The sequence below is a fragment of the Faecalibacillus sp. TM498 genome, from assembly GCF_020589955.1.
In the GTDB taxonomy this organism is placed as follows: Bacteria; Bacillota_I; Bacilli_A; order Erysipelotrichales; family Coprobacillaceae; genus Faecalibacillus; species Faecalibacillus intestinalis.
The window spans coordinates 43,744-58,094 of the sequence record NZ_JAJDKB010000009.1 but is presented as its reverse complement, the minus strand read 5'-3'; the positions used below and the strand labels follow the sequence as shown (position 1 = coordinate 58,094).

14 protein-coding genes and 1 pseudogene are annotated in these 14,351 nt (G+C 43.0%); 5 read left to right on the top strand and 10 right to left on the bottom strand.

The features are described 5' to 3' along the window. The first annotated feature begins 6 nt into the window (after positions 1–6). The 5 genes from LJD32_RS04510 (at position 7) to LJD32_RS04490 (ending at position 2,821) form a co-directional block, all read left to right on the top strand. Entirely contained in the window at positions 7–264 is a 258-nt protein-coding gene (locus LJD32_RS04510; RefSeq protein ID WP_048923451.1) for a hypothetical protein, read from the top strand. A gap of 84 nt (positions 265–348) precedes the next feature. Beyond that, on the top strand, positions 349–1,143 hold the full coding sequence (locus LJD32_RS04505; protein ID WP_083991711.1) for a tyrosine-type recombinase/integrase: 795 nt from the start codon (positions 349–351) through the stop codon (positions 1,141–1,143). After that, positions 1,127–1,399, top strand: a complete 273-nt coding sequence (locus LJD32_RS04500) for a hypothetical protein (protein WP_048923449.1) — start codon at positions 1,127–1,129, stop codon at positions 1,397–1,399. Before LJD32_RS04505 ends, LJD32_RS04500 begins: the two co-directional genes overlap by 17 nt. Beyond that, positions 1,374–1,910, top strand: coding sequence for a restriction endonuclease subunit S (locus LJD32_RS04495; protein ID WP_198142577.1), 537 nt, complete (start codon positions 1,374–1,376; stop codon positions 1,908–1,910). Before LJD32_RS04500 ends, LJD32_RS04495 begins: the two co-directional genes overlap by 26 nt. Before the next feature lie 89 nt (positions 1,911–1,999). Next, positions 2,000–2,821 (top strand): site-specific integrase, encoded by an 822-nt coding sequence (locus LJD32_RS04490; protein WP_227391823.1) that lies wholly within the window; start codon positions 2,000–2,002, stop codon positions 2,819–2,821. A gap of 33 nt (positions 2,822–2,854) precedes the next feature. On the opposite strand, the gene LJD32_RS04485 is transcribed toward LJD32_RS04490, so the two are convergent. The 10 genes and pseudogenes from LJD32_RS04485 to LJD32_RS15465 form a co-directional block, all read right to left on the bottom strand. Next, entirely contained in the window at positions 2,855–4,396 is a 1,542-nt protein-coding gene (locus LJD32_RS04485) for a recombinase family protein (protein ID WP_161170256.1), read from the bottom strand. After that, entirely contained in the window at positions 4,381–6,030 is a 1,650-nt protein-coding gene (locus tag LJD32_RS04480) for a recombinase family protein (protein WP_154265163.1), read from the bottom strand. The genes LJD32_RS04485 and LJD32_RS04480 overlap by 16 nt, the downstream gene beginning before the upstream one ends. After that, complete coding sequence (locus tag LJD32_RS04475; RefSeq protein WP_154265164.1) at positions 6,031–7,659, bottom strand: recombinase family protein; 1,629 nt, start codon at positions 7,657–7,659, stop codon at positions 6,031–6,033. A 135-nt stretch (positions 7,660–7,794) separates the two neighbouring features. After that, positions 7,795–8,010, bottom strand: coding sequence for a DUF6870 family protein (locus LJD32_RS04470; protein ID WP_005361189.1), 216 nt, complete (start codon positions 8,008–8,010; stop codon positions 7,795–7,797). 603 nt (positions 8,011–8,613) lie between these two features. After that, the gene (locus tag LJD32_RS04465) at positions 8,614–9,033 is read right to left on the bottom strand and encodes an RNA polymerase sigma factor (protein ID WP_117658903.1); all 420 of its coding nucleotides are present in this window, start codon (positions 9,031–9,033) and stop codon (positions 8,614–8,616) included. 505 nt (positions 9,034–9,538) lie between these two features. Further along, entirely contained in the window at positions 9,539–9,931 is a 393-nt protein-coding gene (locus LJD32_RS04460) for a winged helix-turn-helix domain-containing protein (RefSeq protein WP_154252854.1), read from the bottom strand. A 124-nt stretch (positions 9,932–10,055) separates the two neighbouring features. Beyond that, complete coding sequence (locus LJD32_RS04455; RefSeq protein WP_154252855.1) at positions 10,056–10,826, bottom strand: response regulator; 771 nt, start codon at positions 10,824–10,826, stop codon at positions 10,056–10,058. Between the two features lie 186 nt (positions 10,827–11,012). Beyond that, on the bottom strand, positions 11,013–13,388 hold the full coding sequence (locus tag LJD32_RS04450; protein WP_154252856.1) for an ABC transporter permease: 2,376 nt from the start codon (positions 13,386–13,388) through the stop codon (positions 11,013–11,015). Positions 13,389–13,402: 14 nt separating this feature from the next. Beyond that, entirely contained in the window at positions 13,403–14,068 is a 666-nt protein-coding gene (locus tag LJD32_RS04445; RefSeq protein ID WP_002586598.1) for an ABC transporter ATP-binding protein, read from the bottom strand. Between the two features lie 5 nt (positions 14,069–14,073). After that, a pseudogene (locus LJD32_RS15465) lies at positions 14,074–14,334 on the bottom strand (hypothetical protein). Between the last annotated feature and the right edge of the window lie 17 nt (positions 14,335–14,351).

The window sequence follows — 14,351 nt, the reverse complement described above, 5'->3', positions numbered from 1 at the left end:
AGTCTCTTGAAAGTACAAAATATCAAAACTTCAAAAGGAGCCCGTTATATTTTGCTGGATGATGACTATAAGCTTGTAACAATCATCAATAAGTACTTGAAATACCTTGATAATCTTGGAAAGTCTCCAAATACTCAATGTAGTTATGCATATAATCTTCTGCTTTACATGGAATACATGAATGCCAAAGATCTTGATGTTCTTGAACTTTGTACAAACCCAGAGCAAGGGCCGGTAGATATTCTAAGTGAGTTTTCACTATGATTACAGTATCCGGACTATGCGCAAGGAATTATACATATTTATCAAGAAAATTGTGCAAGGTCAAATAAGACTGTTAATCATATTATGTCAGCAGTTCTTGATTTATATCGTTATCTTAGTGCAAATGGTGAAATAAAGCAATTAGAAGTATACCGCATGCAAATGGTTGGTGGTCAGTTTAAGCCATTTTTATATGAACTAATTAAACACAAAACGCAGGTGATGTCTTCTATTTTCAAAAAGCCAATTGTATCTGAACCAGTGCGAGCAATTACGAGAAAAGAATATAATATCATTTTTCAGGCATGTGTAAACAATAGAGATAAATTGCTCATAGCTTTGCTTTTTGAAGGTGGCTTGTGCCTTAATGAAGCATTAGGAATGCATTTGTGTGATATTTCAGAGATTGAGGATAAGATTGTTCATATCGTAGCAAGAGAAAACAATGAAAATGGGGCAAGAGTTAAGGGGAATGCAGAAGGTATCGTATACCTTCCTGATTATGTAGTAGACCTATTGCTCAAATATATCAATGAAGATGTATTGGAATATGACTCTGATTTTTTGTTCATCAATCTTTATGGAAGCAACAAAGGAACTCCATTTAAAGACTGTACAATCGAGCAACTTTTTATTCGGTTATCAAAAAAGACTGGAATTAAAGTTCATCCACATATGCTCAGACATGGTTTTGCACAGGAAAAATTAGAAGCAGGTTGGCAATTGGAACAAATTCAGGCTTATTTGCGTCATAAAAATCCAACTTCAACAGAAATATATGCTCAATTCACAGATGCTCTAAAGATTAGTAAAATGCAGGAATTTGAAGAAGTCTATGATTATACAAGGGAGGCGAAGTTACTTGGCAGACACGATTAACCTTGTGATAGAAGCAGCAATAAATGAAAAAAGAATCCACTTATTAACATTTGCTGAAGCAAATCCGAATTTAGAATATTATGAGTTCTATAAAGAACACTTAGTAGACCATATCATAAGGAAACCTATAATTTCATCCGTTGATCTTAGTCAAATAACCGATGAAAAACTTCTTAGGAGAGTTGTCGGTTTTATGTGGTATAGCATGAATCCAAATCGTCGAGGAGCAAGTGGATATCACTTGGGAACAGCGTAAGTTGGGGGATATCGCTGTTAAAATTGGCAGCGGAAAAACTCCTTCAGGTGGAAAAAGTGCATATGTTGAGAATGGAATTCCACTTATCAGATCTCAGAATGTGAACGGTGATAAGGTGGATTTTGCAGATATCGTTTTCATTGATGAAGCAACAGATGAATCAATGGCAAACTCTCGTGTTTATACCAATGATGTTTTACTGAATATAACTGGTGCTTCAATTGGAAGAAGTGCCGTATATAAAGGATTAGAGTCCGCAAATGTCAATCAGCATGTTTGTATTATTAGACCAACAGAAGGATATCAGCCTGATTTTATTCAACTGAATTTATCTTCTGATAATGGTCAGAAACAGATTGATGCAAGTCAGGCTGGAGGTGGTCGGGAAGGTCTTAATTTTCAGGAAATTGGGAAGATGCAATTTTCCTTTCCGTCATTAAATGAACAGAAGTATATTGGAAGGTATTTCAATAATTTTGACAACCTTATTACCCTTCATCAGCGTTTGTAAATATTAGTGATAATTTATATTTTTTCAATAAGAATTTGCATGTGAAATATATATTTATATTTGTGGACCACAATAGAGGGAGAATTTATATGGATGATATAGATAAAGATGATTTATTTTGTGATTACTATGAAAAATGGATAAAAATATATAAAGAAGGTGCTATAAGAAAAGTAACTTTGGATAAGTATAAGATGACTCTTAGGTGGTTGAGAAAATTAATTCCTGATTTGAAGATAAAGGATTTAACGAGAATATCTTATCAAGAGTTATTAAATAATTATGCTTTGGAACATGAAAGACAAACAACGATGGATTTTCATCATCAATTAAAAGGTTCTATTTTAGATGCGGTAGATGAAGGATTACTTGATAGAGATCCTACTAGAAAAGCAATTATTAAAGGAAAAACACCAAGTGTTAAGAAAGTGAAATTTATTAATCAATTTGAATTACATACTTTATTAGATACATTAGAGTTGAAAAATGAAATTAGTTGGGAATGGATGATTCTCTTGATTGCTAAGACGGGATTAAGATTTTCGGAAGCGCTTGCCTTAACACCAGCGGATTTTAATTTTTCAAGACAATCAATATCTGTTTCTAAAACATGGGATTATAAAGGTGATGGTGGTTTTTTGCCTACAAAAAATCAATCGTCTATTAGAAAAGTACAAATTGATTGGCAAACAGTTATTCAGTTTTCACAATTGATTAAAGATTTACCAGAGGATAAACCAATATTTGTAAAAGGAAAAGTTTATAATTCTACAGTAAATGGAGTTTTAGAAAGATATTGTAAAAAAGCAGAAGTTCCTGTAATTTCGATACATGGTTTAAGACACCCGTATGTCAAGCCCACGACAAAAAAATTTATAACTTTTTTTGAAGTTTTTCGGGCAGCTTCATAGCTGCCCATAGCTGTTTCAAATGGGTGTTCACGGTTATACCTCCTTTTCGGATTCCTTAGTTTCTAAGAAATCCTGTGTTGCATATTCAATCTCAATCCGATTTCCTGGAAAGACGTAAACTTTGTTGATAAGCCGGTCAATCAGAGCTTTTGTCAGCATGTTGGCGTTTCCGACTTCCTGCACAATTTCCTGTTGTTTCAGCTTAATCTCATAATCACTTTTTATCTGCTTTGTCTGTGCAGTAATGACAGCATGAACATTTTTGGCTTGTACCAGCTCCGTGTCATAAACCGCTTTTCGTGTTCGATAGGTTTCCAAATCAATCTCTCCGAGTGCATACTGTTCATAAAGATGCCGCTTGCTGTCTTGAATAGAACGGAGTTTTTCTTCATGTTCGGCCTGCTGGACTGTCTGCAAATCCAATTTATCCTTATTGCTATCAATTCCCAATGCCGGACACATTTGAGCCCGAATTGTTTCAAATACAACCTGCTCCAGATCTGCCATCTTTATGCGCACACCATGACAAGGAAGCGTTTCAGCCACCTCGGAATGACGGCAATAAAACCACGCACCATTTCGTAGAGACATTGCATGATCGCAGCATCCACAGAACACCTTACCACGGAGCAGATAATCACGTGGCTTTTTATTTGACAGAGAGAAACGCTTAATTGAAGCATTGGCTTTCTCAAATAGATCCACACTTACAATAGCCGGATGATGGTTCGGTATTTTGAACCACTCACTTTCATCCTTTAACTGTGTATGTCGGCTGCCAATCTCTTTTACTTTTCTCTTGCCAATTACATAGGTACCGATATATCTTTGATCTTCTAAAATACGCAGGACCGTTGATGTACTCCAAACGCCGTTTGTTCGGGAAACATTGTAATAGTCCTTGCCTTTAAGTTTGCGATATTCCCCAGGGGTGGGGATATTCATAGCATACAATCTTCTTGTGATCTCGGCTGCGGTGTTGCCTTCAGACGCCCATTGAAATATCATCTGCACATTCGGGGCAACATCCTCGTCCGGTTCCATACGTCCGTCTGCACTCTTGCGATAGCCGTAAGGACAGATGACACTCTGATATTCTCCACGACGCATCTTTGCGTATTTTGCACTTTTGGTTTTCATGGACATATCCCGGCTATAACACTCGCTAATAAGATACTTGAAAGCAATATCAATCCCTCCGGTATCACCTTTGAAATTAGCTGTGTCAAAATCATCACTGACGGAAATAAAACGGGTGTGGTAAAGAGGAAATACCCGCTCAATAAAATAGCCGGTTTCAATGCTGTTGCGTCCAAATCGGGAAAGGTCTTTTACAATAATACAGTTGATCTTTCCGGCCTGAACCATTGTTAAAAGTTCCTGCACCGCTGGACGCTCAAAGTTTGTCCCTGTATGACCATTGTCAATAAATTCCAAAATCTCACTGTTATCCCATTCCGACAGAGACATAGCTTTTTCACGAAGAATCAGTTTTTGATTTGGTATGCTCAAACTTTCGGTTTTGAAATCTTCCACAGAAAGACGGATATAAAGGGCAATCACATAGTTGTGCACGGTTCCACCGCCTTTCCCTGAAATTCATTTTTGAAACGGAAGGTTACATGAATATTCCGCTCATGGTCGATCTCAATTCGTTCAATCAGCCGTTCAATCAGTTCTGCAGTCAGCAGATGATCCTGTGCCAGTGCTTTTGCATCCTTTTCCATTGCACGGTATCGGGCAAGCTGGTTGTCCAGGGAGTCCATAGATTTTTCAAATACTTCAATCTCACCAGATAGAGCATTGATAGCATATTCATAATCCGCCTTCAATTCAAAGTATTCATCATTTGTCAAAATACCCTGCACAAAATTTTCATATAGACCACGGATCAGCCGGCGTGTTTTTTCAATTTCCTGCCGTTTGGCCGACATCTGAATTTTCAGCTTATCTTTTTCATGTTTTTGTCTTGCCTCCAACTGAAAGAGTGGCAGCGACATTCCCAGCGCAACAGTCAGCTCTTTTTCAAGAATAGCCGTAACAGTAGAAATCAGTTCCTTTTCCTGCATCGTTGCGCCTTTGCAGCTATCTTTTTCTACCCGGCTGTTTGTAAGGCAGTGGAACCAATAAGTATCGGGGCCTTTCCGGCGCTCGGCACGTTGCCGGTGAAGGCTTCTGCCACAATCAGCACAGAACACTTTGCCTTTGAAAATGTTTGGCGTGTAGGGGCGTTTTGGAGTTGCTTTGCTTTCTTCACAGATCTGTTTTCTGTATTCCTGAACTGCATTAAACAATTCATAGCTAATGATCGGTTCATGGGTGCATTTGGCAATAATCAGATTATCTTCTCCAGCCTTGACCTGCTGATGATCTACAATCTTTGTTTTTCCTTGCACCAGATCACCTGTATAGACTTCGCTTTCTAAAATTTTCATCACTGTACGGGTCTGCCATTTGCCGCTTCCGATCAGGCCCGGACTGGTAATCTCGCCAGTGGTCTTTTTATAATGGCTCGGTGCCGGAATCCCCATCTCATTTAGATTACGGACAATCCGGTTTAGCGACACATGCTCGTGTGCCCATTCAAAAATCTGTTTTACCACAGGGGCAGTATTTTCATCAATCAGAAGTTTATGACAATTATCAGGGTCTTTCCTGTAACCGTAAGGTGCCCGTGCACCAATATAGTCGCCATCTTTCATAGCCTGCCGCGCTTGTGCTTTGATTTTTCGTCCAATGTCCAGAGCATAGGCTTCATTGATCATATTTTTCAAAGGCAGCATGATACCGCCATGAAGATTTCCGGAATCCGCTGTATCAAACTGATCCGTAACAGCAATAAAGCGAACATTATGTGCATGGAAATACTGTTCGATATAATAACCTGTGTCAATAGAATTTCGCCCTAATCGGGAAAGATCCTTAACAATCACACAGTTAATGTGGCCTGCTTCAATATCAGATAGCATTTGCTGAAATCCAGGGCGGTGAAAATTTGTCCCTGTCGCTCCGTTGTCGATATAGGTATCATACACAACGAAGTCCGGTTTATCTGAAAGAAAGTCATTCAGTACCAGCTTTTGGTTTTCTACTGAGCAGCCTCGCTTTTTGTTATCCTCCACAGAAAGACGGATATACAGAGCCACATGTACATACAAAGATGGTGCCGGCATAGGTGCCGCCGTCTGTTTTCTGCTTTTTCTTGCCATTTAGCCCACCATCCTTTCTTCATTTTTTGTAGCAATCTGTTCCGCCAAAGAGATTGCTTTCTGATATTCATCCTGGTAATTAAATTCAATATGCAGTTCATCTTTACCCATTACCCGTATGCTTCGGATAAGCTGCATGACTGCCCGGCGGTCAATATCCTCCATAGTAGAAAATTTCATAAAATGGTTGATCCAACGGTTTCGTTCGCTTCGGTTTTCCAATACATCTGTAAGTTTATCGTTCCATTCAGCGATTGCCTTTTGGAACAGTTCAATATCTGCATTGTATTTTCGCTTATAAGAGAGAAATTCTTCCTTTGTCAGAATTCCACTCACCAGATTTTCATAGAGTTTTGCCTTAAAGCCCTCGGTCTGTGCCACACGCTTTTCATTTACTCTGATCTGTGCGGCATATTCCTGCGCCAATTCCCGGTTGATCCGTTCCTGACTGATACTGGACAGCAGGGCATCCAGAGAAGCAACATTTTCAATATGTCCTTTCAAACTGTCCTGCACACATTCAATCAGATCCGACTCTTTCAGCATGACCGACGATGTGCAGCCATTCTTTTTGCCGGTTGGGCAGTAATAATAGTGATACTCTTTATCTTTATAGCGGTTCGTCTTGCGGGTCATACGGCAGCCACAGCAGCCGCAGATCAAAATACCGGAAAACAGGTAAACCTTATCCGATTTGGGAGAAGTCCTTGTGTCAATCCTGCGGAGTCGTTGCACCAGATCAAAATCGTGCTTTTGTATGATCGCTTCATGGGTTCCCTCCACACGAATCCATTCCGAAGAAGGTTTGTCCTCACGCTCTTTTAATTTGAAATGGGGCGTTGTCTGTTTGCCCTGGATCAGTGTTCCGGTGTAAGTTTCATCCTGCAAAATGCGGATGATTGTAGTTGCAGACCATTTGCAATCCTTTCGGTCTGTATAGCCACCTTTTGCATGAGGCATTCCGTGATTGCGCTTATACGCTAATGGCGAAAGAATTCCTAATCGGTTCAGTTCATCCGCTATATGGGAAGCGCTGAATCCCTCCAGCCGTTTTCTGAAAATATCCCTCACAACATTAGCAGCATATTCGTCTACTTCCAGGCTCTTGTGTTTATCGCCGACTTTCACATAACCATAGATGGTAAAAGCACCTACAAAATCCCCGCTGCGCCGTTTTACTTCCAGGGCGCTCCGTGTCTTAACGGAAATATCCCGACAGTAAGCCTCATTCATAATGTTTTTGACAGAAACCGTGAGATCATCGGCAGCGTCATTTTCCGTGTCCACATTATCGTTAATTGCGATAAAACGCACTCCATAGGCTGGAAATACCCTGCGCATATAACGGCCTGTTTCTATGTACTCACGACCTAAGCGGGAGAGGTCTTTGACAATCACGCAGTTAGCTTCGCCTTGTTCGATCATCCGCATCATTTCCTGAAATGCTGGGCGATCAAACAAAACACCACTATAACCATCGTCAATTTTTTCTGCCACAACCTCAATTTCCGGGTGTCGGGCTATGTAGTCATCGATCAGGCGCCGCTGGTTAGCAACGCTGTCACTTTCTACTGTTTTATCATCCGTATAAGAAAGACGGATGTACTTAATCGCTTTGTAAACCTGCATAAAAAAACACTCCTTTCGTTGCACAGAAAAATCCCCGCAATTCAAGAAGTGTGGTTATTCCATATTCAATTCCTTTTCCGATTCTTATTCTACCATGCTTTTACGGAAAAGTCAGCCCCTTTCTTAAAATTGCAGCTATCGCAAAATACCCTTGATACATTCTTCCAGGGTAGCACCTTCAGCAGAAAAACTGGCTTGTACAGTAAAACGTCCACACTTAAAGTGGTATGGATTTTTGATTTGCTGAACAAATTCTGCAATCCGTTCATCACGGGAAAGTTCTTTGTTGACAGAGACATCCCGAATGTCTACCAGCGTACCCACTTCACTGACAATGGTGTTCAATTCCATAGTATCAACTCCCTTCTGAAAACTGTGTTATCAAAACCACATGAATAGGTCGGATCTATGGTTATTGCACACATAAATCCGGCCCATTATATCTGATTTCGATTTTACTGCCGTATTTGCCACGCACCCCGGCAAGTCCTTCTGTTATAAGGACGGGGCTGTTACAGGCTGCGGGTAGCGTTACCGCATCATAGTCCCACATACGCCGCCGCTTTGCCAGAGCAAGCAAACGCCGCAGGAACTCTCCCCAAGTCTTTAGGAAGCTGTGAAGAAGTACCATTATGATCTGCGTCGTTATCGCGTCCGGCCTGCCACAGCCGGTTTCGTAGGTTGCGTTTATCGCTCGGACAGCCTGGATTCATCACCTCCTTAGGCCGCCTGTCACCGCGCCGCCCCATCTGCCGCTCGGAACACAGAATGAAGTACCTGTAACAGCGTATATTCGGTTGTCAAGGAACAAGCAAGGGGCATGGCAGACGAATTGATATTGCAGTTGGGGTGGGAGGATGTATATGTTTCCTTACCACACCCGTCCAGCTTGTCCCGCCGAATATGTCCCTCTATTATTCAGTACATTTTTTAGGCAAAACAGGGCGGGGTAAGCTAAATTTTTTCAAAATATTTTTTTAACTGGTGCAAACCACGGTTAATGCTCTTGCGAACAGAAGAAGCATCTGTTCCTTCAGCTCTTGCAATGTCCGCTTTACTCATGCCAAGAAAAAAGTGTGCATAGATCCGTTGGCGCTGTTTTACCGGAAGTTTGGAAAGACCTTTATAAATCAACTCCGTCATTTGACGCTGTTCCCAAATTTCTGCCGGGTTAAGAGGCTTTTGCAATATCTCACGCTCAATACCTTCGTCTCGATCCAGAGAGTAAAATGCTTTATAGCGGTATGTACGAATCCGATAGGCTTCTTCCAACAACATATATTCCCGAAGCAACAAAGCAACTTCATCCGGCACCTCAACGATCATGTCCTGTGTATAATACGGGTAATAATCCCGAAGATTGATTTTCTTCATAGTAATTTCCTCCAATTTCGATGTTTGAGTTGATGGCAAAAATCGAAATCAGAGGGGGGCTGCGGCAGCGATAAAGTCTAAGTCTCTTTCTGATTAAAAAAAGGGTACAAAAAAGCGCGCCCGTACAAAGAACAGGCGCGCCAAAGCAACAGTATGAAATTTTTCCGGGAGGTTGACAGCGAAAATGCTCAAACTTTGTCGAAACCAAAAACGCCGCAATCCATACGAGCTGGACTACGACGTATAGGTGACTGAATGTAAAGCAGTTTATCTGCAGGTCTGTGTTGCATAGACGCATAGGCATTTCCTCCCATCAAGGAGGAACCTGAATCGGCTGCTTGATACCTCCTTGGGAGAAAATTATATCGGTTATGTTTCCTGTATCAGTCCGCAGACATTCGCTTTTTACTCTTTATATTCGCAATTTTCTACATATTCTGCTTTTAGAATATATGCTGCAAAAAGCAAGCCCACAAGGGGAAAACGACACCTTGTGGGCTCATTATTATAGTTGTTCAAATTTATAGCCGATTCCGGCGACACTCTCGATATAGTTTGGAAGATCCGGTTCAAAGCGCAATTTCTTACGCAACTTACTTATATGATTATGAATCGCTTTTTTCGAATAGAAATCACAATCCTCTTTCCAAACCAAATCTGTAATCACTTCATAAGTAAAAACACGTTTGGGATTGGCAATGAGCAATGCCAGTATATCAAACTCCTTACTTGTCAAGTTGATAATCCGTTCACGAACCCTGACAGTGCGGTGTTCCAGACATAGATAAAGCTCGCCTTTCTGTATTTCTGTAAGAGGATTCTTCTCTGCTGCGGAAAAAGTGTGACAGGAATTGAATACCGTTCCATGACAGACTCCTTGTTCCAAAATATATTGCATTAGAGCATTCTTTTGTTCCTCGTTAAGAAGCAGAAATAACTTTTCGCCAATCTGTTTGCCGGATTCTTCTATATCAAAAACAGCTAATGTCCCATCACATCATCACCTCCGTAAAATTTTTCAATTACTCCACAAAGAACAGAACCCGCCGGATCAGCTCCGGGATATTGACCGGGGCGGTGATATAGTCGTTCACGCCCTCATGCCGGTATTCATATTCCGTGGCAAGGTCGTTGTTCTCGGTGAGGATAAAGAACGGCAGAAGCCGGACAGGGGGATTCTTCATTTGGAACATCCCCGCCACCCGCCGCAGTGTATGAAACAGCTCCATTGCTGTGCCGTCCGGCAGTTCCAGATCACACAAGATCAGGTCTATTTCCTTATCCTCAAAAATCCGGCGCTTGGCCTCCCCAATCGAGGGAACCAGAATCAGGTCAAAGCCCTTTTGCAGCATAGCCGCCCGCAGCACTTCGGCGCTGGTATCTTCTGCATGGACAAAGAGCAGCTTGTGAAAAATCGGGGCCTTTTCGCCGGATAATTGACGGTAGGCATATTCCACCAGCTTATCTTGCAGCAGCAGCCCTTTCATTTTGTCCATGCACAGCGTCGCGCCCCGGCGCATAGCCTCCTGTTCGTAGTCGTCCCTGTCATGGCAGGACGCCAGAATAAAAGGCAGCTCCTTGTCTGCGGCCCGCACCTCGTCCAGAAAGTCCATGCCGGAACCGTCCGGCAGGTCGAGATCACAGCAGACCACCAGCGGCATTTCCTCTTGGATGGCGGCCCGCGCTTCTTTCAGTGTACAAGCCGTTTTCACCGGGTAGCCTCGGTGCTGTAAGTATTTTTGCAGACACCATGTATAGGTGTCGCTGTCGTCGATCAGCAGTATCTTTTTCATGTGTCCTCACCCCCAATATTGATTTACCACAAGCATAAACTACAAATGTTACACAAATGTCCGAGGTGCCTTCGATTTCGACAAAAAAACAGGCCGAATTGTTACAAAGCTCGGACATTTCAAAAATTTTTTGAGAAATGGCGAAAAAAGCGGGGCAGCACACGCCGCCCCGCCGATCCCATACGGTTATTCCATCGTCCGCATTTGTTCAATCAGGGATTGTTTTTTCTGTCTGCGGACTGTCCATACAGACAAAATCAGCTCCATTCCGAATAATACCAGAATGAACAGGCCCATTTCCAAAACCGGGAATTTGTAAGGCACTACCTTTCCGGCAAAAATGGCAATGCTCATTTTTCTGCAAGCAAAGATGGAAGCCGGAAGCCCAACGATCAGCGTCGCCAATGTTGCAAAGAGCGCATAGCACAGGCCCTCGCAGATGTTCATTTTACATAGCTGTTTTTGTGTTAGACCGATGGAACGCAAAACACTGTTTTCCTGCTTTCTGGACATCTGGTTAGAGAGTGTCGTATTGATAAGATTGATAACACCAAAAAGGAATACCAGCCATGAAAGCACCTCCATACTCCCGAATGCCACCTGATCTTTCGACTTCATATATTCAATCCGTATATTTATTTCATCTAAAGCAAGGTTACTATGGCTGGCAACAATATTTTTTAAGCCAGCTTTTACGATTTCCGCTTTTTTCGGATCGCTTGCAATACTCCACGAATAGTCAAATGAAGTAATTTCCGGGTGTAGTTCACAGAACAAATCCTGTGGTGCAAATGCAACAGCCCCATCAATAAGTAATTTACCATGCCCGGTATATGTGCCTGGGCCAAATAGCCCTGATATAGTAACAGGAACGGATGACTGCCCCTCTCCGAAAGATATTTCGACCGTTGAACCAACTCCCATATCTTCATAAGAATCTACAATCGAGCGTGAAATTACGATACTATGAGAATCTGTTGGCATCGTTCCCTCCGTCAATGCAGCCTCAACCTTAGCATAATTCTGATCGGTCAGCATATCACAGTTTCCAGTGTTCTGATTGATGTCCCCCTTAAAAGTTGTATGAAGCGTTTGTCTGTTTGCAATTACATCTGTGACACCATCAATAGATAAAATTTCCTGCTTTAATTCCTCGTTCAGTGGATTTCCTGCTGCCATAAGTTCTTCTTCTGGCACTTCTGATTGTAGATAAATTTTATAATCGCCATCTGGAAAATAAAGTCTTGCCCGTGCTTCCGGGGAGCGCGTTAATACAATGGAAGATACCACAAGTAGGATAATTCCGCCCAAACTCAATGAGGCTACAATAGCAACGGTCTTTTTTCCGTCACGCTTAAAATTCGCAATTCCCATTGAAACAGGATTGAGCTTGATAGTCTTTTTCCGGCTGCGGATGTCCTTTTGCGCCGGGGTAAAACGGACGGCTTCAATGGGGGAAATCCCTGCCGCAATTTTCACCGGCTTACGGATGGAAACAGATACCATGATCCAACTGCTTATAAGCGTTAAAATAACCGTTGCCACATAGGAAACAGCGTTAAAACCCTTGGAAAACAGGAGGAAACCGCCGCATACGCCCAGCACTGTGCCAATCAGAATCCCGATACTGCCGAGTTTGCGTCCCTCGTTCTTTACAATCCGCTTGATTTGCTTTGGTGTCGCACCAATCGTCCGAAGCTGCCCGTAGCTCTTGATTTTGTCATTGATGGAAATACGGAAGATACTCTGGATCACAATATAGCCGCCGATCAGAACAATGGCAATCACGCTAGCCATCAGTGCAAAATCAAAGGATTTAGAGGCATAAGCAAAATACTTGTTGTTCATTTTGGGTATAGGAAGCTGATATTCCTCCGCAATCTCCCTACAATAAGAGGTCATCAGTTCTTCGTCCAACTGGTCGCTGTTTTTGAAATGGGCATAGGCACGATACCCAGCGGGGTTAAACCCATCCCATTCTTTCAAGGCAGCTTTGGAAAGAATGATAGCGCAGGTATTCGCTTCTTTTTCGTTTACGCTGTCCATAATGCCGGTAACAACATAATTACCATGAAAGCTCTCGGTGTCTAAGGTCACAGTGTCCCCAATTTTGGCATTGTTTCCATAGGTGGAAAGAAAGTATTCGCTTACGACAACTTCATTTGCTTTTTCAGGAACCCGGCCCTCTAACAACTCCATCTGCGCCTTGGTAATCTCCATCATTTGCGCGTCGCAATACACATAGGACGCATGATAGCCTTGTTCTGAAAGTTCCTCACCCAGCATATAGTAGCCGCCTACGCGCTCAAACTCCGGCAGTCCTTTCAGGGTTTCAATGTCGTTTTCCTCTACGCCCATCCAGACCGCCTCATAAGTATCAACAACCTGATTGCGCTGCATTTGTGTCAGGGAAGTAGATACAATTCCCGTAAAGCAGATCAGAAATGCCGCCAGCGCAACGGCAATCACCACCATCAGATTCCGGCGCTTCTCGCTTTGCAAACTTTTCTTTGCCAGCTTCTTTGTAATGGCGCTGGTATCATTTTCAAAAGGCCATGTCATAGCCTGCCACCTCCTTACTCCACGATCTTGCCGTCCTCAATGCGGACAATCCGATCTGCAAGACGGGCTATGTCGTTATTGTGGGTAATCATCACGACAGTTTGCCGGAACTCCGCACTGGTACGCTTGATAAGCCCCAGCACCTCGGCACTGGTCTTGCTGTCAAGGTTGCCGGTCGGCTCGTCGGCCAGCACGATAGCCGGTTTGGTAATCAGGGCGCGGGCAATCGCCACACGCTGCTGCTGGCCGCCGGAAAGATTGTTCGGCATATTTTTCAGTTTATCTTCCAGCCCCAGCAGGTGAACGATCTCGTCCAAAAACTTCTGATCCACCGTGTCCCCGTCCAGCTCCACCGGCAGGACAATGTTCTCATACACATTCAGGATGGGAACAAGGTTATAGTTCTGGAAGATAAAGCCGATGTTGCGGCGGCGGAAGATGGTGAGCTGTTCGTCGTTCATTTTTGACAGCTCTTTGTCCCGGACAATCACATTGCCGGAAGTAGGGGTGTCCAGCCCGCCCATCATGTGAAGCAGGGTGGACTTGCCGCTGCCGGAGGTTCCCACAACGGCCACAAACTCGCCGTCCTCCACAGAGAAGTTCACGCCGTCAAGGGCGCGGGTGATATTCGGCTCTGTGCCGTAATACTTTTTCAGGTCGATAGTCTGTAAAATGCTCATAAAATTCAATCCTTTCTTTGTTTGTTGTAAATGCGGAACGCTGCTGCGCCGGTGGCCGCCAACTGTACCAGAATCAGCACAGCGAACAGGCCGAAGCTCTCATAGTAGAACAGTTCATCCCAAAATAGGAGAACATCACAGAGAGCAGTCAAGGCAACCGTTCAGCGGATGTGCCGGGCCAGCCATTGCCGGAACACCAGCACAAGAACAACGGGCGGGACGATCAGCAGCGCCAGATTCAAAATCAATGTCGGGGTCAGTTCCATTGCGTCGCCTCCTCACT

Bases quoted from the DNA above. Each gene is read 5' to 3' on its own strand.
- LJD32_RS04455 (WP_154252855.1), bottom strand. From the start codon at position 10,826: ATGAAAAAGATACTGCTGATCGACGACAGCGACACCTATACATGGTGT.
- LJD32_RS04505 (WP_083991711.1), top strand. From the start codon at position 349: ATGTCAGCAGTTCTTGATTTATATCGTTATCTTAGTGCAAATGGTGAA.
- LJD32_RS04465 (WP_117658903.1), bottom strand. From the start codon at position 9,033: ATGAAGAAAATCAATCTTCGGGATTATTACCCGTATTATACACAGGAC.
- LJD32_RS04470 (WP_005361189.1), bottom strand. From the start codon at position 8,010: ATGGAATTGAACACCATTGTCAGTGAAGTGGGTACGCTGGTAGACATT.
- LJD32_RS04460 (WP_154252854.1), bottom strand. From the start codon at position 9,931: ATGCAATATATTTTGGAACAAGGAGTCTGTCATGGAACGGTATTCAAT.
- LJD32_RS04480 (WP_154265163.1), bottom strand. From the start codon at position 6,030: ATGGCAAGAAAAAGCAGAAAACAGACGGCGGCACCTATGCCGGCACCA.
- LJD32_RS04475 (WP_154265164.1), bottom strand. From the start codon at position 7,659: ATGCAGGTTTACAAAGCGATTAAGTACATCCGTCTTTCTTATACGGAT.
- LJD32_RS04450 (WP_154252856.1), bottom strand. From the start codon at position 13,388: ATGACATGGCCTTTTGAAAATGATACCAGCGCCATTACAAAGAAGCTG.
- LJD32_RS04445 (WP_002586598.1), bottom strand. From the start codon at position 14,068: ATGAGCATTTTACAGACTATCGACCTGAAAAAGTATTACGGCACAGAG.
- LJD32_RS04490 (WP_227391823.1), top strand. From the start codon at position 2,000: ATGGATGATATAGATAAAGATGATTTATTTTGTGATTACTATGAAAAA.